Source organism: Qipengyuania sp. NPDC077410, assembly GCF_044543405.1.
Lineage (GTDB): Bacteria > Pseudomonadota > Alphaproteobacteria > Sphingomonadales > Sphingomonadaceae > Qipengyuania > Qipengyuania pacifica.
The window spans coordinates 639,588-661,882 of sequence record NZ_JBITWB010000002.1 but is presented as its reverse complement, the minus strand read 5'-3'; the positions used below and the strand labels follow the sequence as shown (position 1 = coordinate 661,882).

General features: G+C 62.0%; 17 protein-coding genes and 1 riboswitch. Of the genes, 13 read left to right on the top strand and 4 right to left on the bottom strand.

Annotated features, from left to right (window positions below; genetic code table 11):
- Positions 1 to 12: 12 nt before the first annotated feature.
- From ACIGGE_RS11285 to ACIGGE_RS11265, 5 genes are all read left to right on the top strand, one after another.
- Positions 13 to 1,191: a diguanylate cyclase domain-containing protein gene (locus tag ACIGGE_RS11285; protein ID WP_397490395.1), complete on the top strand. Its 1,179-nt coding sequence runs from the start codon at positions 13 to 15 to the stop codon at positions 1,189 to 1,191.
- 170 nt (positions 1,192 to 1,361) lie between these two features.
- Positions 1,362 to 2,285, top strand: coding sequence for a lysozyme (locus tag ACIGGE_RS11280; protein WP_397490394.1), 924 nt, complete (start codon positions 1,362 to 1,364; stop codon positions 2,283 to 2,285).
- Positions 2,286 to 2,335: 50 nt separating this feature from the next.
- The gene (gene thpR, locus ACIGGE_RS11275; RefSeq protein WP_397490393.1) at positions 2,336 to 2,881 is read left to right on the top strand and encodes an RNA 2',3'-cyclic phosphodiesterase; all 546 of its coding nucleotides are present in this window, start codon (positions 2,336 to 2,338) and stop codon (positions 2,879 to 2,881) included.
- The gene (locus tag ACIGGE_RS11270) at positions 2,878 to 3,507 is read left to right on the top strand and encodes a hypothetical protein (RefSeq protein ID WP_397490392.1); all 630 of its coding nucleotides are present in this window, start codon (positions 2,878 to 2,880) and stop codon (positions 3,505 to 3,507) included. Before thpR ends, ACIGGE_RS11270 begins: the two co-directional genes overlap by 4 nt.
- Positions 3,508 to 3,719: 212 nt before the next feature.
- Complete coding sequence (locus tag ACIGGE_RS11265) at positions 3,720 to 5,879, top strand: M3 family metallopeptidase (RefSeq protein WP_397490758.1); 2,160 nt, start codon at positions 3,720 to 3,722, stop codon at positions 5,877 to 5,879.
- Here ACIGGE_RS11265 and ACIGGE_RS11260 read toward each other — a convergent pair whose 3' ends face one another.
- The 4 genes from ACIGGE_RS11260 to ACIGGE_RS11245 are packed head-to-tail and all read right to left on the bottom strand — an operon-like array spanning position 5,880 to position 10,283.
- Entirely contained in the window at positions 5,880 to 6,608 is a 729-nt protein-coding gene (locus ACIGGE_RS11260) for an ABC transporter ATP-binding protein (protein WP_397490391.1), read from the bottom strand. It abuts the gene before it with no gap.
- Positions 6,605 to 7,558, bottom strand: coding sequence for a FecCD family ABC transporter permease (locus ACIGGE_RS11255; RefSeq protein WP_397490390.1), 954 nt, complete (start codon positions 7,556 to 7,558; stop codon positions 6,605 to 6,607). The genes ACIGGE_RS11260 and ACIGGE_RS11255 overlap by 4 nt, the downstream gene beginning before the upstream one ends.
- Positions 7,555 to 8,370, bottom strand: a complete 816-nt coding sequence (locus ACIGGE_RS11250; protein ID WP_397490389.1) for an ABC transporter substrate-binding protein — start codon at positions 8,368 to 8,370, stop codon at positions 7,555 to 7,557. Before ACIGGE_RS11250 ends, ACIGGE_RS11255 begins: the two co-directional genes overlap by 4 nt.
- Entirely contained in the window at positions 8,367 to 10,283 is a 1,917-nt protein-coding gene (locus tag ACIGGE_RS11245) for a TonB-dependent receptor plug domain-containing protein (RefSeq protein WP_397490388.1), read from the bottom strand. Before ACIGGE_RS11245 ends, ACIGGE_RS11250 begins: the two co-directional genes overlap by 4 nt.
- A gap of 90 nt (positions 10,284 to 10,373) precedes the next feature.
- A riboswitch (cobalamin riboswitch) is annotated at positions 10,374 to 10,559 on the bottom strand.
- Positions 10,560 to 10,716: 157 nt separating this feature from the next.
- Here ACIGGE_RS11245 and ACIGGE_RS11240 point away from each other — a divergent pair.
- The 8 genes from ACIGGE_RS11240 (at position 10,717) to lpdA (ending at position 22,260) form a co-directional block, all read left to right on the top strand.
- The gene (locus ACIGGE_RS11240; RefSeq protein ID WP_397490387.1) at positions 10,717 to 11,796 is read left to right on the top strand and encodes a cell wall hydrolase; all 1,080 of its coding nucleotides are present in this window, start codon (positions 10,717 to 10,719) and stop codon (positions 11,794 to 11,796) included.
- Between the two features lie 121 nt (positions 11,797 to 11,917).
- Positions 11,918 to 12,271 (top strand): hypothetical protein, encoded by a 354-nt coding sequence (locus ACIGGE_RS11235; protein WP_103023231.1) that lies wholly within the window; start codon positions 11,918 to 11,920, stop codon positions 12,269 to 12,271.
- Between the two features lie 129 nt (positions 12,272 to 12,400).
- Positions 12,401 to 14,308 carry a putative bifunctional diguanylate cyclase/phosphodiesterase gene (locus tag ACIGGE_RS11230; protein ID WP_397490386.1) on the top strand — a complete coding sequence of 636 codons (1,908 nt, stop codon included), beginning with the start codon at positions 12,401 to 12,403 and terminating at the stop codon, positions 14,306 to 14,308.
- A gap of 266 nt (positions 14,309 to 14,574) precedes the next feature.
- A complete protein-coding gene (gene mdh / locus ACIGGE_RS11225; protein ID WP_222827243.1) occupies positions 14,575 to 15,537 on the top strand; it encodes a malate dehydrogenase in 963 nt (320 codons plus the stop codon).
- Positions 15,538 to 15,569: 32 nt separating this feature from the next.
- The gene (gene sucD, locus ACIGGE_RS11220) at positions 15,570 to 16,460 is read left to right on the top strand and encodes a succinate--CoA ligase subunit alpha (protein WP_103023228.1); all 891 of its coding nucleotides are present in this window, start codon (positions 15,570 to 15,572) and stop codon (positions 16,458 to 16,460) included.
- Positions 16,461 to 16,557: 97 nt separating this feature from the next.
- The gene (locus tag ACIGGE_RS11215; protein WP_397490385.1) at positions 16,558 to 19,389 is read left to right on the top strand and encodes a 2-oxoglutarate dehydrogenase E1 component; all 2,832 of its coding nucleotides are present in this window, start codon (positions 16,558 to 16,560) and stop codon (positions 19,387 to 19,389) included.
- 17 nt (positions 19,390 to 19,406) lie between these two features.
- A complete protein-coding gene (odhB, locus tag ACIGGE_RS11210; protein WP_301642612.1) occupies positions 19,407 to 20,648 on the top strand; it encodes a 2-oxoglutarate dehydrogenase complex dihydrolipoyllysine-residue succinyltransferase in 1,242 nt (413 codons plus the stop codon).
- A 202-nt stretch (positions 20,649 to 20,850) separates the two neighbouring features.
- A complete protein-coding gene (lpdA, locus tag ACIGGE_RS11205; RefSeq protein ID WP_397490384.1) occupies positions 20,851 to 22,260 on the top strand; it encodes a dihydrolipoyl dehydrogenase in 1,410 nt (469 codons plus the stop codon).
- The last annotated feature ends 35 nt before the right edge of the window (positions 22,261 to 22,295 follow it).

The following is a 22,295-nucleotide window of genomic DNA, read 5'->3' as shown; positions in this document are numbered from 1 at the left end:
GGGAAACAACCATTGCGAAACGATCTGGACACTGACGGCAGAGGTGCCGGCGCCTTTACGCGCATCCCGATCGATTCCTACGAAGTCGATCGGGAAGCGGTTATCGCAATGCTCGATCGCGAGCGGCGTTCGCTTCCTTCCAGCCTCATCGGCCTGAGCATGCTGGCGGTGGGTGTTGCCGTGCTGCCCAACCCGGCCGCCATGGCGCTGTTGCTGGCATTGCGGCTGGCGTCGTTCCTGTTCACCCGCAATGCGACGGCGAGACTGGATGTGCGCGTCAGGGCGCGCCACCCGATCAAGACCATGCAGCGCATCGTGTTCGGCGCGATGGCGTTGACCGGTGTCACGCTGGCACTGATGTTATGGCCGCAACCGGCCGGGGCATCCATCGCGGCCGTGGCGCTGATACGGGTTGTGGTGGTTGTGACGATCACGCTGATCGCAGTCACGCTCGCCGCCCTGCCCGCAGCGCGCGACGGGATGCTGGTCAGTTTCTGGGCGACGGCGAGCGCGCTCATCCTGTTTCACCCTGCCAACAGCGACCCGGCGATGATCGGGGTGGTGACCCTGGCCGTGGTCGGCATCCGCCTCTACAGTTCGAGTGCGGGGCAGCATCTGCGCAGTTCCGCGCGTACGCTGGTCGAAAACCGGCGTTTGTCCGAAGACCTTGCCGCTGCGCTGTCCAGTGCCGAATTCCTCAGCTGGCGCGATCCGCTGACCGGACTGTTCAACCGCCGCAAGCTGTTCGAGGAAACGCACACGGAGGGCGGCGCGCATTCGCGCCACCTCCTGACGATCGACCTCGACCGTTTCAAGGCGATCAACGATACCTTCGGGCATGCCGTTGGTGACGAAGTGCTGATAGCCGCCGCGGATACGATCCGCGACTGGGCTGCCACTCTGGAGGGTAAGGGTGAGCACCTTGCATTCAGGCTTGGCGGCGAGGAATTTCTGGTCATCGCCCGCGGGGTTACCGATACGGCCATCGCCGAGGGGGCAGACGATCTGCGGATGATGATCGCCAAGCTGGAAGACCGGTTCACCGAGCGTCCCGGCATCCGCATTTCCGCCTCTATCGGCTTGTCGCCCTGGCTGTTTGGCGAGAGCATCGATGATGCGCTCATGCGCGCCGACCTTGCGTGTTACGAAGCGAAGCGCACGGGCAGAAACAGGGTCCGCCGGGCTGCCTGACCGGCAAGGCGCGGCCCGGACGGGGCTGCGCAGCGACGAACCGTGGACCGATTGTGCCCCATGAACCGTTCTAAAGACAAGACAGACAGCGCACGGCATTTCCCGCGCCCCTAACGGCGGCTCAGGAGGTGTCGTGCCAGAGCAGATAGAGACCGAAAGGTGCCCGCCTTATGGACAAGGACACCGCTCCACACCCGCAGGGAAGCGATAAACGATCAAGCAGTACGCGGCGCAATACCCAGACGAATGCCAGGCTCGAGGCCATCCTGACCGACTTCAACCGTCCGCTGGACGACATAGATTGGTCGCGCGCGCCATCGCGCTCAGGAAACAACGGAAAATCGAAAGGGATTTTCGAACGACTGAACCGGCAGCGTCGGCATCGCCGCGATCTTCGCCGTGCGCGCCGCGCAGCCTATCAAGCCTTCCATATCAAACCCAAACTTTCCGCGCGCAGACGCGCCACTCTGATGCTCGGCGCTGGCGCGCTCGGCCTCACGGCGTTCACCGGCCCGCCAAAAGCGCGCAAGGCTTTCGGCATCGACGAAAACATGCAACGGGTGGTCGATGACGTCGCAGGTGTACGCAAGCCTGCTGCGCTGATGAAAGCGAGCGGCACATTCAAGCAGGCGTTGATCGAGGAAGAAGGCGTACGATACACCGTCTACCGTGACGTGGCCGGATATCCCACCGTGGGGGTCGGTCACCTGATCCTTCCCGAAGACGATCTGCAGGTCGGTGATCGCGTCGACGAGGCGCAGGTCCTGCAATTCCTGGAACACGATCTGGCGAAGGCAGAACAAGGCGTGCGCCTGCTGGTCGGCGACCTTCCGCTTCACCAGCATGAATTCGATGCCCTGCTCGATCTGGTGTACAATGTCGGCCTGGGGAATGTATCGGAAAACGAGAGCCCGCGGCTTAACACCGCAATCGAAAGCCGCGATTACGAGGCGATCGCGGCGGAACTGGACTATACGCACGCCGGCGGAAAATTCGCCCGCGGTCTGCAATTTCGCAGCGAGCGCCGGGCCAAGATTTTCATGAAGGGCCGCTATGGGGATCCGCGCCAGAACGACGACCCCTATTCGACCTGACCGATCGCCAGCGGTCCCAGATTTTTACCGTCCAGTGACAGTTTTCTAGCATGTCTCACCGCCTCTTCGTCGGCATTCGTCCACCGCCAGAGATACGCGACGCCCTGATCGATCTGATGGAGGGCGTAGACGATGTGCGCTGGCAGGATGATGACCAGCTTCATCTCACGCTACGCTATATCGGAGAGGTCGATACGCATCTGGCTGAGGACCTGGCCCGCCAGCTTCAGGCAATCGAGCTACCTACCCTCGACCTGACGATTTCAGGCACGGGAGTCTTTGTGCGCAAGGGCCGGGTTCACACCCTTTGGGCTGGCGTGGAGATTTCACCCGAGCTGAAGCGCCTTCGCCAGAAAATCGATCGTATTTGCGTATCGGCCGGCGTGGAACCGGACCATCGCAAGTATCATCCGCACATTACGCTGGCGCGGGTCAATCGCTCTTCAGGTCCGCTGGAACCGTTTCTCGAACGAAACGCCAGCTTGCGACTTGGCCCTTGGAGAGCCGATTCCTATACGCTCTTCGAAAGCACCCTGCACCGCCACGGTTCGATCTACGAATCGATCCTCATCTACGCCCTCAGAACGCCATCATGAACCGCCTCTACCTCTCCCCCTTGCTACTCGCCGTGACGACGGCCTGGGCGTGCGTGCCCGATGGCGACGGTGAGACGGAAAAGTCGGCCGACATCGTCGCCAAGGGTGAGGCCGCCCCCGGCGATTGCCTGTTGTTGGTATGGTCGAGCCAGAAAGAACGAAATCCCCAGTTCGATCGCGATCATGACTTTGTCGAAGGTGGCGCGATATCCTGCGCCACCGGCACCAGTGCCAGCCAGTTCGACGTGGCGATATCGACGCTGCGCGATGCTGCAAGAAGCGGCGATAAGGCACGCCTCCTGCGCGAAGTCGGCCTGCCGCTGCTCTATATCGATGGCGAAGGGAAAAGACGGGAGATCAAGGATCGCACCGAAGTGGAGGCCGTGTTCGACGAGATATTCGACCCGGCCATGATCGAGGTACTCCAGAAACTCGATCTTTCGCGCATGAGTGTGGCAAAGGATCAGGGCGGTTTCTTCGAACTGGGTGCAATCTGGCTGGTCGTCGACCGTGACGGAGGCCGCCCACGTCTCATGACCGTGAACCGCCAGGCGCTGGACGAAGCACTGGATACCGCGCGGGAGCGCGCCGACAGGAACCAGGGCGAGCCCGTCCCGTTCGACTAACGTATGAGATGCGCCGACCGGCGACGTGTGCATGCTTGCGTGCGCGCAACAGGCAGGCCAATCGCGCATAACATTATCGCATTCCCGCGCCCGGGTTCCGCGTGGCGCACAATCATGAGGGGAACAACATGAAGGCCCAGATCCTGGCCACCGTTGCAGCATCCGCACTTCTTGGCGCTTGCGCCACCACTCCGGGCGGAGAAATCGAAACCATGGCAGACGCCAACACCGCGGGCGCAAACATACCGCAGGGAACCGGATATTTCGCTTCCGACAGCACCCTGCCGTTCCACGCGCCCGATTTCAGCAAGATTTCCGAAGACGATTACATCCCCGCGTTCGAGCAGGGCATGGCGATCCACAAGGCTGAAATCGATGCCATCATCAACAACCCCGAAGCGCCGACATTCTCCAACACGATCGTTGCGCTCGAAAAGTCGGGCCGGATGCTGGGCCGCGTCGCCACCGTCTTCTTCGCCCTGACCGGATCGAACACGACCGACCGGCTGGACGAAATCAATACGGAGATCAGCCCCAAGCTGACCGCACATTCCGATTCCATCACGCTCAACCCCGAGCTCTTCGCCCGGGTGAAAGCCGTGTATGACAATCGCGCCGCAATGGCGATGACGCGCGAAGACGCCAAGCTGCTCGAAGATACCTATGAAGGCATGGTTCACGCCGGCGCCCTGCTGACCGACGCACAGCGTGCACGGGTGAAGGAAATCAATTCCGAGCTGTCCGAAATCACGACCGAATTCGGCCAGGAAGCACGCGCAGCCATGGCCGATCAGCCGGTCATCTTCGACACACGCGAAGAACTAGCCGGCCTTTCGGAATCCGACATCAAGTCGGCCGCCGATTTTGCTGCCGAAAAGGGCCATCCCGGCAAATATGCGATTGCGCTGCAGAACACCACGCAGCAGCCGCTGTTGCCGAATATGACCAATCGCGCCGCGCGCGAGAAGCTGTTTATGGCTTCCTATCACCGTGCAGACGGCACCACCGACATCGATACCCGTCCGCTGGTGGCCAAGATTGCCGCGCTGCGCGCCGAAAAGGCATCGCTGTTCGGCGAACCCGACTGGGCAACCTATGCCATGTGGGATCGCATGGCCGAAAAGCCTGCCACAGCGCTTGGCTTCATGAAACGCATGGTCCCTGCCCTCGCCGCAACGCAGCGGCGCGAAGCAGCCATGCTGGACGAGGCGATCAAGGCCGATGGCGGCAATTTCGAAGTGAAGCCGTGGGACTGGTATCGCTACGCCAACAAGGTGAAGGCAGCTCGCTACGACCTCGATGAAGACGCGATGACCGAGTATTTCCAGCTCGACAAGGTGCTGGAAGACGGCGTGTTCTATGCCGCGAACAAGCTGTACGGCCTGAGGTTCGAACGCCGCACGGACCTGCCGGTTTATCACCCCGATGTGTGGACCTACACCGTGTTCGACCGCGATGGCAGCGAACTGGGCATCTTCTACTTCGACCCGTTCCAGCGCCCGTCGAAGCGCGGCGGCGCCTGGATGAGCAACTTCGTCGACCAGAGCAAGCTGTGGAACACCAAGCCGGTGATCTACAACGTGCTGAACATTCCGAAGGCGCCAGCGGGCGAAGTCCAGCTGGTCAGCTTCGACAATGTGAACACCATGTTCCATGAATTCGGCCACGCTCTGCACGGCTTCTTCGCCAACCAGACCTATCCCAGCCTGTCCGGCACCGCCGTGGCGCGTGACTTCGTTGAATATCCGAGCCAGGTGAACGAGGTTTGGGCCACCTACCCCGAAGTGCTGTCCAACTATGCCAAGCACTATCGCACGGGCGAGCCGATCCCCTCCGAAATGATCACCAAGATCGAAGCGGCCGCGAAGTTCAACCAGGGTTACGACTTCGGTGAAACCGTGGAAGCGGCACTGCTCGACATGAAGTGGGCGGCGCTATCGAAGGAACAGGCCGAAGCGATCAACACGCCAGCCAAGGTTACCGAATTCGAACGCAAGTCGCTCGAAGAACTCGGCCTTGAAATCGACCTGGTTCCGCCACGCTACCGTTCGACCTATTTCAACCACATCTTCAGCGGTCCGGCCGGCTATTCGGCAGGCTATTACAGCTATCTGTGGACCGAAATGCTCGACCGCGACAGCCGCAAGTGGTTCATGGAAAACGGGGGGCTTACCCGCGCGAATGGCGACCACTATCGCGAAACCGTGCTGAGCACTGGCGGCACGATGGATTACTTCGAAATGTTCCGGAACTTTGCGGGACGCGATCCGGACGTTACGCCGATGCTTGAAGCGCGGGGCCTTGTCCCGGGCGACGAAGCTGCGGACAGCGAAGTATCGGACGGCGCGCTGCCGGCAGATACAGCCGGATAATCAGCCGCTGATCAACGCCCGGTGGTTCGGTTCGCCGATCCACCGGACGGGAACTTTCCAGACGCGCTCGATCACTCGTGGGTCGAGCGCGTCTTCGCATCTGCCATCGGCGGCAAGTTCGCCGGCATCGAGCACGACCACCCGGTCGGCGTGGTTCATGGCGTGCGCCAGATCGTGCAGGACAAGAACGACGCCCGCCCCCTTGTCGGCAGCATCGCGAAGATGGCGCAGCAAGGTGAGTTGGTGGGCGATGTCGAGCGCAGCCAGCGGCTCGTCGGCAAGGATCCATTGCGGTTCGCCCGCCAGGACACGGGCCAGCAACACGCGGGCCGTTTCGCCGCCCGACAGCGATTGCGCCCGGCGATGCGAAAGCTGTGCGATGTCGAGCGCGTCCAGAGCGGCATCGACCGGCCCGGACAGGCGATCGCCATGCGGCATGCGCCCGAGTTCGACCAGGCTGCGAACTGGAACATCCCAGGCAATCTCATGCGCTTGGGGGAGATAGCCGATACACTTTGCTCGGTCCCGTGGTGACTTTGTGGAAGCATCCACCCCGTCGAAGGCCACCATTCCATCATCGGGCACCAGCAAGCCCGCGAGCGCTTCGAGCAAGGTCGATTTACCCGCACCGTTTGGCCCGCAGATCGCCGTGATCGATCCCGGCGCAAGTTCGAGCGAGATGCGGGACAGACGCTTGTCGACGGAGACTTCCCGTGCCGCGAGCATCATGCCAGCCCCCTGCGCATGCGCAGCAGCAACCAGAGAAAGAACGGAGCGCCAAGGAGGCTCAGTGCGATGCCCAGCCGCAGTTCCGTCACCAGTGGCAATATGCGTACGACGCTATCCGCGACCAGAACCAGCAGGGCCCCGGCCAATGCGCTCGGCACGATGAGCTGCGAGGGCCGGCTATCGGTGAAGGGCCGAACCAGATGGGGCACGATCAGGCCGACGAAGCCGATGATACCGGCCACCGCGACGCCTGCGCCGACCGTCAGCCCTATGCCCACGATCAGCAGCCAGAGCAGCCGCCGGGGTTCGACCCCAAGGGACCGGGCGACAGGTTCCCCCAGTGTGAGCGCATCCAGCGATTTCCCGCTCCGCCAGAGCAGAAGCACGCCCAGCGCCACGAGCGGGGTGGCTAGCCACACCTCGCGCCAGCTCCGGTCGGTCAGCGCGCCGTTCAGCCACATCACGATCTCGCTCATGGCGAAAGCATTGGGCGCCATGCTGATCGCAAGCGCCGTCAATGCGCCGGCGAGGCTCGCAACCATGAGCCCGGCGAGTGTGAACAGCGCGATCCCGCCCGTGCGTCCGGCAATCGCCGCCAGCAACGCCATCGCCCCGCCCGCCCCGATCAGGGCGAATGCGGGAAGCAGCCACGGCGAAGCGGCATAGCCGAACCATAGCGCCGCCACGGCACCCAGCGCCGCGCCCGGGGCGATCCCGAAAAGACCGGGGTCGGCCAGCGGATTGCGCAGATAGCCCTGCATGGCTGCCCCGCCCGCTCCCAATCCCGCGCCCACGACTAAAGCCAGCAGGGCGCGCGGCAGACGCAGCTCTGCAAGGATGAGCGCGGCGTTGGGCGTGCTGGCCGGATCGAGCCAGACCCGCCCCGCCAGCAGCGAAAGCGGAAGCGCAACGATGAGCAACCCGCCGAAGATCAAAGTCGCGCGGTTCACGATATTGTGCTCCGTATCTCCGCCAGTCGACGAGCGGCACGGATGATCGTCGGACCGCCGCAGTAAAGCAGGCTGGTATCGAAGCGTTCGCGCCGCATATGAGGCAGCCGGTCCAGCACTGGGTGCTGCTGGCCAAGGTCGCCGCCTGCAACCAGCAACACCTGCGGCGGCGCGGCAACCACATCTTCGAGCGCCACATAGTCGGCCTGGGACAGCCCACGGGCCGGCGCTCCGTTCGTGAAGCCGGTACGGGCAAGCAGGTCGCTCACCAGCGATTGCTCGCCCGCGACAATTCCGCCGGGCTGCCACAGGAGAACGTCGACGGCGCGCCCGTCCGGCGCCTCTGCTTCGGTGAGCGCCGTTTCGATCCGTTCGATCAGGCGCTGCCCCGCTTGCCGATCGCCGGCCAGAGAAGCCAGTTCCCGGATCTGCTCCTCGCTCGAGGCGACATCACTGGCTATGCCGAAAGTCACGACCTGCATGCCCAGATCTTCCAGCGCGGCGCGCGTTGCGGGCGCGATAAAGCTTCCCGCCACGACCACATCCGGATCGAGCGCGAGAACCTCTTCGACCGTGCCGCCGGTGGCGCGGTATCGCGACGCCTGCTCTGCCGGCATCGAGCTCGATCGTGGATCCTTGCTGTAATGGGATATCGCCAGCAATTGTCCCGGCGCCGTCACATCGGCAAGGATCGCATCGGTGCAGGGGTTCAGGCTGACGATGGTCGGCCGCGCCCCAGCCGTCGGCGCATCGGCCCCGCCCTGCGCACATGCGGCAAGGAACAGGACCGATGCGGCGAGCAGCGGTTTCACATCTTCGCCCTGATCCCGCCGAAGACGCTGCGGCCAGCCGTCCCATATCCTGCAACCGTCTGGTAATCGGTGTCGAACACGTTCTCGACGCGGCCAAACAGTTCCAGATTGTCGCCCAGGCCGAAGGATGCCCGCACATCGAGCAACTCGTATCCTTCGAGGCGAACGGTGTTGGAAGCATTATCCCAGCTTGCACCCACGAGGCGCAGATCCGCCCCGAGGCCGAGACCGAAATCGCTGATCCAGTCGCCGTAAATGGTACCGAAATGCTTGGGTCGCCGCGCCAGATCGAGATCGGTCATACGATCTTCCGCATCGACATAGGAATATATGCCGGCAAGGCGAAGGCCGGGTGCAAGATCGAAGCCTGCCTCCGCTTCGATGCCCTGCGCGCGGGCGCGGGCGGTGTTCAGGTACACGCCGGAAGGTCTTTCAGGCGTAACGCCGAACCCGATCAGATTGTCGCTGTCGCGGCGGAAGCCCGTCAGCGCGAGGTGCAGACCTGAGCCCCGCTGCCCTTTCTCGACGCCCAGATCGTAGCTGGTGCTTTCTTCAGGTTCGAGCTCCGTATTCCCGTAGAACGAGAGCAGCTGGTACAGTGTCGGTGCCTTGAAACCTTCGCCCACGCTACCGCGCACGCGCCAGTCGTCGCCAAAGCCGTAGCTCACATCGCCGCCGAAGCTGACATGCGTGCCGAACTGTTCGTGATCGTCCACGCGCGCACCGCCATGGACGGCCAGACGGCCCATCACCCAGCCGAGCTGCGCATAGGCGCCGCTGATTTCGGTTTCGGCGGCCGTGTCGAAGCTCGTTTCAAACTCGGTCCATTCATGATCGCCTCCGAAAGCCAGCGAGAGGCCACCCAGCAAGCGGTATTCACCGCGCAGCGAGATGCGATCGGAGCGGCCGTCGCTGGCGAAAGTCTCCGCCCCGGAACCATCGCGATTGGCGCGCTTGGTATCGGACAGGCTGTACGCAGCGCGCAGGGTCAGGTCGTTGCCGTAATAGGCAAGGCCGACATCGCCCCAGTAACGCGTGGTTTTTTGCGTATCGTCGGTATCGGCGAGGACGAAGTTGGGTGCGGGAAAGCCATCGATTTCGACGTCGCCTTCTGCAAAATTACCATGCGCGAACAGCTCGAGGCTGGGGGTCAGATTGAGGAAGGCGCTGGAGCCGATAGCGAATTGCTTCGATCCGTCGGCTTCCGTGCCCGATGCGGCTGCGGAAAATCCGTCGGTCTCGAACCATGACCCGGTCAGGCCGATAAAGGCATTGTCATTGCCTGCTCCGGCAGCGGCGCTGGCAAACAGCGTGTCTCGCGAGCCGTACTCGACGCTGGCAGTCATGCCGCGTTCGGCCCGCGTCGAGATGTCGATCACCCCGCCCACGGCTTCCGATCCCCAGATCGTGCTGTTCGATCCGCGCAGAACATCGATCTTGCCGGCTGTGCCGAGCAGCAGATTGCCGAAATCGAAGCCGCCCGAAGGGCTCGCCTGGTCGGCCACGCGCACGCCGTCGACCAGTACCAGAAGCTGGTCGGGATTGGCGCCGCGCACGTTCACGCTGGTTACCGTACCGACACCCCCGCTACGCGACAGCGACAGACCGGGAACGCGCGCAAGTGCGCGTGCCGGATCGGCACCCTGAATGGTTTCGATCTCTTCCCGTCCGATGACGGTGACCGACTGGCCGGTATTGCGCAGATCGGTGCCGAGGCCGTTGGCCGTGACCGTGATGATCGCCTCGGCCGGGGCCGAGCTGCGATAGCTGCCCACAGTCGCTTGCTGATCGCCAGCCTCGTTTGCCTCGTCCTGGGCGGCGATGATTTCCTCGAGCGCCTGCTCGCTGGCAGTCTGCGCATACGCTGCGCCAGGTACTGCCGAAGCGGAAATCAAAAGCAGATATTTATACACGTAACCTCCTGTCATGAACGAAATGCCGCCCATGACGGGAGGGAGCCGAAACGCTCCATCCACGTTTGCTACAGGTACACCCCGCCCTGCAGCCGAACGACGGTCATGGGCAGGTCTCCTGGCTCCCGGATCAGCGGCCCTGTTCCGCCTTCCCGCTTTCGCAGTGGCATATGGAGCGGACCTCCCCGGTCACAGTTGCGGGAGCAGCGAGGGGCTTGCACCCTCTTCCCTCTTCGGGCCTGCGCAAACAGGCCAACCCGTGACTCGCGGCGCCGACTACTGCGCAATGTGTCGTTGCACAAGACGCAACTTCATTAAGTTTTGCTGTTATAGGGCGCCATCGAATCCCGTCCCGTTGCGGGATGGCGATCGCACACATCTGTCGGCCTTACCGGGTATAGGCTATGGGCAGTTCCTTAAAGAAGGACGCAGTTTGAGCGGATTGGAAGTGTTGGCCGGGAACAAGGACCGTGCGCTGCACGTCGCCTCGCCGCGCGCTCAACGCCGGGCCGCAAGATTGCAGGATCGCCGTAAACTGGTGACCCGCCTCGGTATTCTTGGCGCTGCCATCGCTCTTCCGACCGTGGCTGCGCAAGGCGAATGGTCCGATTTCAGAAGCGCGATTGGCCTGGGCGACGAACGCGTACCCTTGACGCCCATGCCGTTCGAAACGGCTGGCGAAAGCTTTCCTGGATCGGCCTTCTATTACCTCGAAGATGCCCCGCGCCTTGCCACAGATATCGCCGACCTTCGCAAGAGCGAAGGGACGCTTGAAACCGTCGAATTTGCACAAAGTCATGGCGCGGGTGCAGCGGCACAGGCATTTCGCCAGACGGGCAACGGGATCGACAAGGCGCGCGCATTGCAGTGCCTTTCCATGGCCGTGTACTACGAAGCCGCCAGCGAAAGCCTGTCGGGCCAACAAGCGGTGGCGCAAGTGGTCCTGAACCGGGTTGCACATCCCGCCTATCCCGCCAGCATCTGCGGTGTGGTGTTTCAGGGGTCGGAACGCAAGACGGGCTGCCAGTTCAGCTTCACCTGCGACGGATCACTGGCGCGCACCCCTTCCCGCCGGGGGTGGGCGGTGGCCCAATCCGTAGCGCTGGGTGCCTTGGCGGGCGAGGTTTACAAGCCCGTCGGCCTGGCCACACATTACCACACCAATTACGTGAACCCCTATTGGGCCGCCAGCCTCGACTATATCGGTGCCATCGGCGCGCACCGTTTCTATCGCTGGAAAGGCGGGGCCGGAACCGCCGGTGCCTTTACCGACGACTATGCCGGCGCGGAGCCGCTTGCCGCCCCCAACGTTCGGCGCGCGGAAGCGGACGTCCCCGGCCCTGTACAGCCTACCCCTCCGTCCAATGCCGCTATCGGTATCAGTACCGAACCGGATGCGCCGGTTGGGGCGCCCGCCGCCGCAGCTCCAGCCGACAAGCTTCCGCAATCCGGCAGGGTTCGCGAGGAGTATGCCAATTCAGGCAAATGGATCAACGAGCCCGGGAAAAAATAGGCTTGCGGGCCAACACGAAGGCAATCCTTTACGTCTCCACAACCATGCTGCGGAACCGAAGTTTAGCGTGCTTCGGCCATGAGGGGGTTCAACAGCCCAGCCCCCCTGAGGAGACCATGGCATGCCGGTCCATTTCGCTGCCGCACGTTCCACCGCTCATTCGCCGATTGCCCGGGCACTGGCTCGCAAAGCGCACTCGCGCGCGGCGAACGACAATGCCGGGGCAGCGCAGATGGTCGCCACCGCTTCCCCTGTCGATGGCGTGATGCATGCAGCGCTGAAGCACTTTGCGAACCATGGGCTGAGCGCGGCGAAAGTTGCAGCGCAGCAGGCTGAACACGCCCATGCGGCCGACGACACCGAAAGTTACGACTGGTGGCTCGGCATCTGCCGAACGCTCGATCGCGGGCTGGCCAGACGTCTTGATGAGCAGCTTGCCATCAAGTCGTTGCTGGCGAGCATATCCCCCGTATAACTCCGGAAAATCCACGTGTTACCGTTAACTGAAATATGATGGATGCCCCTTAAACGGCTTGCCATGGGTGAGCGAAGCGGGTCATTCGATTTGAAGCGGTACGTCGCCCACGCGTCGTCGACAGATCCGTTGAGCGAGAAAGCTCGCAACTCTCTCATTCGTTCTCTCTATGACCGGCGCACGGCCCTTGCAGTAGGCGCCCTGAACTGCACCATCTCGAGCACGGTCGTGGCGTATCTGTCCGGTAGCGCCCTCCTCTATTCACTTGTCTTTCTGCTCAGCAGCATCGCCGTCCTGCGCATTGTCAACTCTCGTCACCTGGCGAAGCGCCCGGAAGAGATAAGTGCGGCCCAGCTTGAATTCGCTTACAAGTTCGGCGCGTTCGGCTTCAGCCTCATCCTCGGCACTGTGGCTGCATCGGCCATCGCGCTCGACATCGATGCGATGGCGCAGGTCCTGATCATTTCGAATGCGCTGGGCTACGGCATAGGCATCTGCGCGCACAACGCCGCGCGTCCGGCTATAGCTCTGGGCCAGTTGACGCTGGTGTCGACACCCATAGTCATCGCGTCCATCGCCCATGGTTCGATCGCCGGGGCATGTCTTGCGATAACCATCGCTCTTCTCTTTCCCGCAATGTACTCGATCGTCACCTCCATCTTTCGCACCTTGCACGAATCCCTCGACGCGGCTGACCGCAGCGCAGCGCTGGCAGCGGAAATGGAAACCTTCGCGCTGACCGACACGGTAACCGGGCTTTCCAATCGTCTTGGGCTGGACCGCCTCTTGCCTGGCGTCATCTCGGCGGCAGATGTTGACGGTCGGGCTGGTATTTTCTGGATCGACCTGGACAGATTCAAGGAAGTCAACGATCTCAAAGGTCATCAAGCAGGTGATGAGGTTCTGCACACTATCGGCGCGCGGGTCGCCGCGCTGGTCGGCGAAGACGGTATCGTCGCTCGCTTCGCCGGTGACGAGTTCGTCATTGCCTGCCAGATAGCCGACCGCAACGCCGCGTCTGTCATGGCCAGCACGCTCCTGCTCGAGGTCATGCGCCCGCTGCAAGTCGATGGGGAGCGGCTTGAAATGGGCGCATCAATCGGCATCGCCTTGATGCCGGACGATGGCGTGACGGCAGATCAACTGATGCGCCATGCGGATATGGCGCTGTATGAGGCCAAAGTCGCCGGACGATCCCAAATTCGATTCTTCACCGCATCGATGACGCGGGACCTGACCCATCGCCGAAAGATCGAGACGGAACTTCGCCTTGCGCTCTCGCGGCATGAACTGTCCGTCTACTTTCAGCCGATCGTCGATCTGGATACGGGGCGCATTCGCTGTTTCGAAGCGCTGGCGCGCTGGTTCCACCCGACGAGGGGAGAAATTCCTCCCGATCAGTTCATCCCGGTTGCCGAAGAATGCGGCGCAATCGTAACTCTCGGCAACTGGCTCACTGGCGAAGCCGCGCGGGCGGCCGCAGCCTGGCCCGACGATATATCCGTCGCGGTCAATCTTTCGCCGATGCAGATTAAGGCTCCGGGCGCGGCTCTGGGTATTCTCAGCGCGATCAGAGATGCGGGCCTGTCGCCGGACCGTCTCGAGCTTGAAATTACCGAAAACGTGTTTCTGGAAGACAGCCCGAGCATCGCGATGTTCATCGAAGATCTTGCGCGTGCCGGAGTTCGGTTTGCGCTCGACGATTTCGGAACGGGTTACTCTTCGCTGAGCTATATAAACCAATGGCCGTTTTCGAAGATCAAGGTCGATCGCAGTTTCGTGTCGGGCGCACAGGCCGGTCGCAAGAGCGATGCAATCATCCGCGCAGTTTCGCAGATGGGCCGCACGCTCGGCATCGAAATCGTGGCCGAGGGCCTGGAAACCACCGAACAGGTCAAGGCTGTTCGGTTTGCGGGCTGTACACTTGGACAAGGGTATCACTTCAGCCGCGCCATTCCGGCGTATCAGGCGTCGCTGCTGCTGGCCGAAGACAGATCGTCACAAAACAACGATACGCGCAGTCACGGAACGGCTTGACCAACTTCGCGAAAGAAGGGGATTATCGTTCTGAAATTAGCTTGCGCAACGAGCCGAGCCTACCAGCCTATTGCAATTGCGAACCATTTGCAAAGATAGTTTTCTGCGTGTGCCGTTTGCCGGTTGCATTCCCGTGTTGGCGCGCCTAGGTCGCTCTCGCAATCGACCGGTGCCATGCTTCCTTTGCGGGACACTTGATGCATGGCCCATTCATGGTCCGGGTAACATCGCTGTCCCGCATGGCAGGAACAAGGACGCTACCCCCAATGGCACGCAAGAAGATCGCCCTTATCGGCTCCGGCATGATCGGCGGCACGCTCGCCCACCTCGCCGCGAAGAAGGAAATGGGCGACATCGTCCTGTTCGACATTGCCGAAGGCATGCCGCAGGGCAAGGCGCTCGACCTGTCGCAGTGCGGCCCGATCGAGGGTTTCGACGCGAAGATCACCGGCACCAATGACTATGCCGACATCGCCGGCGCGGATGTCGTGATCGTCACCGCCGGCGTTCCGCGCAAGCCCGGCATGAGCCGCGACGACCTGCTCGGCATCAACCTCAAGGTGATGAAGGCGGTCGGCGAAGGCATCAAGAACAACTGCCCCGACGCATTCGTGATCTGCATCACCAACCCGCTCGACGCGATGGTCTGGGCGCTGCGCGAATTTTCCGGCCTGCCGCACAACAAGGTCGTCGGCATGGCCGGCGTACTCGACAGCGCGCGTTTCGCCACTTTCCTCGCCTGGGAATTCGACGTTTCGGTGAAGGACGTGAACGCCTTCGTTCTCGGCGGCCACGGCGACACCATGGTCCCGGTCCTGTCCTATTCGACGATCAACGGCATTCCGGTGAAGGACATGGCCAAGATCAAGGGCGTGTCGGAAGACCGCCTCGACGAGATCGTCAAGCGCACCCGCGGCGGCGGCGGTGAAATCGTCGGCCTGCTCGGCAACGGCTCGGCCTATTACGCACCCGCAACCAGCGCGATCGCCATGGCCGAAGCCTATCTCGGCGACAGCAAGCGCATCCTGCCCTGCGCCAGCTACGTCGAAGGCAAATACGGCCTCGACGGTCTTTACGTCGGCGTTCCCACCGTGATCGGTGCGGGCGGCACGGAAGACGTGATCGAAATCGAACTCGGCGATGAGGAAAAGAGCAACCTCAAGGTATCGACCGACGCGGTCGAAGAACTGCTGGAAGCCTGCAAGGGCCTGGACAGCTCGCTCGCCTGAACGGCGAAAAACACCGAACAGGAAAGACACACATGAGCATTCTCGTAGACAAGAACACCAAGGTCATCACCCAGGGGATGACCGGCGATACCGGCACTTTCCACACGCAGCAGGCGCTCGCCTATGGCACGCAGATGGTTGCGGGCGTAACGCCCGGTAAAGGCGGCACCACGCACATCGACCTGCCGGTCTTCAACAGCGTCGGCGAAGCCAAGGCCGCTACCGGCGCGACGGCATCCTGCATCTACGTGCCGCCGCCGTTCGCAGCGGACTCGATCCTCGAGGCAATCGATGCCGAGATGGAACTGATCGTCGCCATCACCGAAGGCATTCCCGTGCTCGACATGGTGCGCGTCAAGCGCGCGCTGCAGGGTTCGAAGTCGCGCCTGATCGGCCCGAACTGCCCCGGCGTCCTGACGCCCGGCGAATGCAAGATCGGCATCATGCCCGGCTCCATCTTCAAGAAGGGCAGCGTCGGCGTGGTCAGCCGCTCCGGCACGCTGACCTATGAAGCCGTCCACCAGACCACCATGGTCGGCCTCGGCCAGACCACTGCAGTCGGTATCGGCGGCGACCCGGTCAACGGCACCAACTTCATCGACGTGCTCGAACTCTTCCTCAAGGACGACGAAACCAAGTCGATCATCATGATCGGCGAAATCGGCGGCAGCGCCGAAGAAGAAGCCGCAGAATTCGTCGCGCACATGGCGAAGAAAGGCGTTGAAAAGCCCATGGTCGGCTTCATCGCCGGTCGTACGGCGCCTCCGGGCCGCCGCATGGGCCATGCCGGTGCCATCGTCTCGGGCGGCCAGGGCGGCGCGGAAGACAAGATCGCAGCGATGGAAAAGGCGGGCATCCGCGTTTCACCTTCGCCCAGCGAACTTGGCACCACGCTCGACGCGCTGCTCAAGGAACTTGCCTGATACCCGGCGCGGGCCACCCTCCTCCCCGGGACCGTCCGCGCCGCTGAGGCATTGCCATTAGGAGCCGACATTTGGTCGGCGCAAGAAGGTGACCCGGATGGGTAACGAAAGCCATGATTTCCTGCCCGAGCTGGGCGACCAGGAAGGCCCCCAGCAGGGGCCCAGCTGGAGCAATCCTGCCTGGTTGACCGAAGTGGTCGACAGCAGCGCGGATCTTACCGCCGCGCTCGATCCCACGCAGATGCGCGTGGTGGTCGCCAAGGCTGCCGAAAAGGCCGGAAAACAGCTCGACGACAAGGCGCTCGAGAAAGCATCGGACGATTCCAATCGTGCAATGATGCTGGTCCGCACGTTCCGCGTCAGAGGACATCTTGCCGCCAACCTCGACCCCCTCGGTCTGTCAAAGCGGGAAATTCCCGAAGACCTCACGCTCAAGGGCCACGGCTTCGAGGGTGAAGAGGATCTGGAAGTCTATGTCGGCGGCGTCTTCGGCTTCGGCTGGGTAACCATCGGCGAACTCTACGATGCGTTGCGGCATACCTATTGCGGCAATGTCGGCCTGGAATACATGCATATTTCGGACACCGTCGAGCGCCGCTTCCTGCAGGAACGGTTCGAAACGCCGGAAGAAACCATCCAGTTCACCGACGAGGGCAAGCGCGCCATCCTCGCGGCGGTTATCCGCGGCGAACAGTATGAATCGTTCCTCGGCAAGAAATACGTCGGGACCAAGCGCTTCGGCCTCGATGGCGGCGAATCCATGATCCCGGCGCTGGAAGCTGTCATCAAATACGGCGGCCAGCAGGGTGTTCGCGAGATCATCTACGGCATGGCCCACCGCGGCCGGCTGAACGTGCTCGCCAACGTCATGGGCAAACCTTACAAGGTCATCTTCCACGAATTTTCAGGCGGCAGCGCCAACCCGGAAGACGTCGGCGGTTCGGGCGATGTGAAGTACCATCTTGGTACAAGCACAGACCGCGAATTCGACGGGATCGATGTTCACATGAGCCTCGTTCCCAACCCCAGCCACCTCGAAGCGGTCGATCCGGTCGTGCTCGGCAAGGCCCGCGCACAGCAGGCCATCCGCGACGATCTGAAGCAGCACGAACAGGTTCTGCCCGTTCTGCTTCATGGCGATGCTGCCTTCGCTGGCCAGGGTATCGTGTGGGAATGTCTCGGCTTCTCGGGTGTGCGCGGTTACAATACCGGCGGCTGCCTGCACTTCGTGATCAATAACCAGATCGGTTTCACGACCAGCCCGCAATTCGCGCGGTCTTCGCCTTACCCCAGCGATGTCGCCAAGGGCGTTCAGGCGCCGATCCTCCACGTCAACGGCGACGATCCCGAAGCGGTAACCTTCGCCTGCAAGCTGGCGATCGAATACCGCCAGACCTTCGGCCGCGATATCGTGATCGACATGTGGTGCTATCGCCGGTTCGGGCATAACGAGGGCGACGAGCCCAAGTTCACCCAGCCGCTGATGTATGACGAAATCCGTCAGCATCCCAAGGTCAGCGAACTCTACTCGAAGCGCCTCGAAGAAGAAGGCGTGATCGAAAAGGGCTATGCCGACGGGCTGTGCGCCGAGTTCACCGCGCATCTCGAAAAGGAATTTGCGGCGGCCAAGGACTACAAGCCCGATCAGGCAGACTGGTTCGGCGGTCGCTGGTCCGGCATGAACAAGCCTGCCGATCCGGAAAGTGCGCGTCGCAATGTCGAAACGGCGATCGACAAGAAGCTGTTCGACAGCCTCGGCCGTACGCTGACCGGCATCCCCGGCGACCTGACGATCCACAAAACCCTGGGCCGCGTGCTCAAGGCCAAGGAGGAGATGTTCTCCAGCGGTGAAGGGTTCGATTGGGCCACCGCCGAGGCATTGGCGTTCGGCAGCCTCGTGACCGAAGGGTTCGGTGTGCGCCTGTCCGGGCAGGATTCGGGCCGCGGTACCTTCAGCCAGCGCCATGCCGTGTGGATCGACCAGAAGGACGAACACAAATACATCCCGCTGACCACGCTGCCGCACGGCAAGTTCGAGGTCTATGACAGCCCGCTGTCCGAATATGGCGTGCTCGGCTTCGAATACGGTTTCGCCATGGCGGATCCCAAAAGCCTCGTGATGTGGGAAGCGCAGTTCGGCGATTTCGCCAACGGCGCGCAGATCGTCATCGACCAGTTCATCGCCAGCGGCGAAGCAAAATGGCTCCGCGCCAATGGCTTGGTGCTTCTGCTTCCGCATGGTTATGAAGGTCAGGGTCCCGAACACAGTTCGGCCCGCCTCGAACGTTTCCTGCAGTTGTGCGCGAACGACAACATCCAGGTCTGCAACATCACCAGCCCGGCGAACTACTTCCACGTCCTTCGCCGGCAGATGCTCCGCAACTTCCGTAAACCGCTGGTCATCATGACGCCGAAGAGCCTTCTGCGTCACCCGCTTGCGAAATCCGAAGCGAGCGAGTTCCAGGGCGACAATCACTTCATGCGGATAAAGTCCGACATGAAGGAGATTGCCGACGAGAAGGTGAAGCGCCTCGTGCTGTGCAGCGGCAAGGTCGCTTACGACCTGATGCAGCGCCGCGACGAAGCGGAACTGGACGATGTTTCGATCGTGCGTATCGAACAGCTCTACCCCTTCCCGGGGGAACCGCTTGCCGTTCGCCTCGAACGCATGAAGAACCTCGAACAGATCGTCTGGTGCCAGGAAGAACCCAAGAACAACGGTGCCTGGTTCTTCGTCGACCGTCTGATCGAAGAGGCTGCAGAGGCTGCGGGTAAGTCCGGCATGCGCCCCTGCTACGCCGGCCGTGAAGTGGCGGCTTCGCCAGCAACGGGTTACGCCAGCCGCCATCAGGTGCAGCAGGAAGCCCTCGTCAATATCGCGCTCGGCCTCAACGGTCAGGCGCCCAATGTCCGCAGCGACTGCAAGTAATTCGGGAAAGCAAGAATATGGCCACCGAAGTCAAAGTTCCTACGCTGGGTGAATCTGTCACCGAAGCGACCGTCGGCGAATTGCTGAAGAAAGTCGGCGATGCGGTCGCCGTCGATGAACCCATCATCAGCCTGGAAACCGACAAGGTCGCGGTGGAGGCACCCTCCCCCGTTGCCGGCACGATCAAGGAGTTCAAGGTCGACGTCGGTGACACGGTCGAAGTCAATGCAGTGATCGCTGTGATCGAAGAAGGCGACGCTCCGGCAAAATCTTCCGGCGATAGCGACGACGCACCCAAGGCGGACAAACCGGATGCGGACGTCGAAAAGGCTGCGCCCGCTCAGGCCAAGGAAGCGACCGACGGTGACAGTTCGCAAACGCTATCGCCTGCCGTGCGCCGCGCAGTGCTCGAACACGGCGTCGATCCTTCCACGATCAAGGGCACCGGCAAGGACGGCCGCCTGACCAAGGAAGATGTGATCGCTGCGGCGGAAGCCAAGAAGTCGGGTGGCAGCAAGCCGGCTGAAAGCACATCCGCACCGGCAGCGGCCGCGGGCGAGCGCCGTGAAGAGCGCGTCAAGATGACGCGTATGCGCCAGACCATCGCCAAGCGTCTCAAGGGTGCGCAGGACAATGCTGCGCTGCTGACGACGTTCAACGACGTCGACATGTCGGCCGTCATGGAAGCACGCGGCAAGTACAAGGACATGTTCGCCAAGAAGCACGACATCCGTCTCGGCTTCATGGGCTTTTTCGCCAAGGCGGCCTGTCTTGCGCTGAAGGACGTGCCCGCGGTCAACGCCTATATCGAAGGCGATGAGATCGTCTATCACGACTATGTCGATATCTCGGTTGCCGTGTCCGCTCCCAATGGTCTGGTCGTTCCGGTCATCCGCGATGCGCAGGACAAGGGCTTCGCGCAGATCGAAAAGGACATCGCCGATTTCGGCAAGCGCGCCAAGGACGGCACGCTGACGATGGACGACATGAAGGGCGGCACCTTCACCATCTCGAACGGCGGCGTCTTCGGTTCGCTGATGTCGACCCCGATCATCAATCCGCCGCAGAGCGCCGTCCTCGGCCTGCACCGCATCGAGGATCGCCCGGTCGTCGTGAATGGCGAAATCGTCATCCGTCCGATGATGTATATCGCGCTGTCCTACGATCACCGTCTGATCGACGGTCGGGAAGCGGTGACCGCCCTGAAGATCATCAAGGAAGCGATCGAAGATCCGACCCGGATGCTGATCGACCTGTAAGAGCAACGCCGATTGGAGTGCGTGTGTGCGAAAGGCTGTCCTACAGACTGGCAAAAGTGCCATGATGCCAGCCATGACCCACTCGCTTGATCTGGTCGGCACCTGCGATTTGCGTCCGCTCACCCCGGACCGTTTTTACCCCTTGGACCGTGTAACACCCGGTCCATGTCTGCGACGCAACGAAAGTTAACAGAGACGAATCATGGCAGAATACGACTACGACGTCCTCGTCATCGGTGCTGGCCCGGGTGGCTATGTCGCCGCAATTCGTGCGGCCCAGCTCGGCCTGAAGACGGCGTGCGCCGAAAGCCGCGAGACGCTCGGTGGCACCTGCCTCAACGTCGGCTGCATTCCCTCCAAGGCCATGCTGCACGCCTCTGAATACTTCGACGCGGCCAGTAACGGCACGATGAAGGAGATGGGTATCGAAGTTACGCCCAAGCTCAATCTCGACGCCATGCACGCACAGCGCCGCGACGCGGTGAAAGGTCTGACCGGCGGGATCGAATTCCTGTTCAAGAAGAACAAGGTCGACTGGAAGAAAGGCCATGCCACTTTCCAGGATGCGCACACGGTCAAGGTCGGCGATGAAACGGTTACCGCCAAGAATGTGATCATCGCCACCGGTTCTTCCGTTACCCCCTTACCCAACGTCGAAGTCGACAACGAAAAGCAGGTGGTGGTCGATTCCACCGGCGCTCTCGAGCTCAAGGCCGTACCCAAGAAGATGGTCGTCATCGGTGGGGGCGTGATCGGCCTGGAACTCGGATCGGTCTGGCGTCGTCTTGGTGCCGAGGTCATCGTTGTCGAATATCTCGACAAGCTGCTGCCGGGGATGGATGACGATGTTCGCAAGGAAGCGGCCAAGATCTTCAAGAAGCAGGGCATGGAACTGCGGCTGTCGACCAAGGTCACCGGGTGCACCGTCGATGGTTCGAAAGCCACGCTGACGCTCGAACCGGCTGCCGGCGGCGACGAAGAAACGCTGGAAGCGGATTGTGTGCTGGTTTCGATCGGTCGCCGTCCGAACACCGATGGCCTCGGCCTCGACGCGATCGGGCTCGAAGTGAACAAGCGCGGCCAGATCGAAACCGATCACGATTTCCGCACCAAGGTCGATGGCGTATGGGCCATCGGCGATGTCGTCCCCGGTCCGATGCTCGCCCATAAGGCGGAAGACGAAGGCATAGCCTGTGCCGAAAACATCGCCGGCCAGACCGGTATCGTGAACCACGATATCATCCCGGGTGTTGTTTACACATGGCCCGAATTCGCCGGTGTCGGTCTGACGCAGGAAGAAGCGGTCGAGAAGCTGGGCGACAAGGCCAAGGTCAAGGTCGGCAAGTTCCCGATGATGGCCAACAGCCGCGCCAAGACCAATCACGAACCCGATGGTTTCGTGAAGATCGTCGCGGACGCGGAAACCGATCGCGTTCTGGGCGTGTGGTGCATCGCAAGTGTCGCCGGCACCATGATTGCACAGGCCGCACAGGCCATGGAATTCGGCGCGACTAGCGAAGACATCGCTTACACCTGCCATGCCCACCCGACGCATTCCGAAGCGATCAAGGAAGCGGCGATGGCGGTTCAGGGCAAGCCGATCCACATCTGATCACCGTTGTGACAGTCGGGGCGAGAATCTGAATG

Coding starts and splice junctions, on each gene's coding strand:
- ACIGGE_RS11280 (WP_397490394.1), top strand. CDS start 1,362: ATGGACAAGGACACCGCTCCACACCCGCAGGGAAGCGATAAACGATCA.
- mdh (WP_222827243.1), top strand. CDS start 14,575: ATGGCACGCAAGAAGATCGCCCTTATCGGCTCCGGCATGATCGGCGGC.
- ACIGGE_RS11235 (WP_103023231.1), top strand. CDS start 11,918: ATGCCGGTCCATTTCGCTGCCGCACGTTCCACCGCTCATTCGCCGATT.
- ACIGGE_RS11265 (WP_397490758.1), top strand. CDS start 3,720: ATGGCAGACGCCAACACCGCGGGCGCAAACATACCGCAGGGAACCGGA.
- lpdA (WP_397490384.1), top strand. CDS start 20,851: ATGGCAGAATACGACTACGACGTCCTCGTCATCGGTGCTGGCCCGGGT.
- ACIGGE_RS11260 (WP_397490391.1), bottom strand. CDS start 6,608: ATGATGCTCGCGGCACGGGAAGTCTCCGTCGACAAGCGTCTGTCCCGC.
- ACIGGE_RS11215 (WP_397490385.1), top strand. CDS start 16,558: ATGGGTAACGAAAGCCATGATTTCCTGCCCGAGCTGGGCGACCAGGAA.
- thpR (WP_397490393.1), top strand. CDS start 2,336: ATGTCTCACCGCCTCTTCGTCGGCATTCGTCCACCGCCAGAGATACGC.
- sucD (WP_103023228.1), top strand. CDS start 15,570: ATGAGCATTCTCGTAGACAAGAACACCAAGGTCATCACCCAGGGGATG.
- odhB (WP_301642612.1), top strand. CDS start 19,407: ATGGCCACCGAAGTCAAAGTTCCTACGCTGGGTGAATCTGTCACCGAA.
- ACIGGE_RS11270 (WP_397490392.1), top strand. CDS start 2,878: ATGAACCGCCTCTACCTCTCCCCCTTGCTACTCGCCGTGACGACGGCC.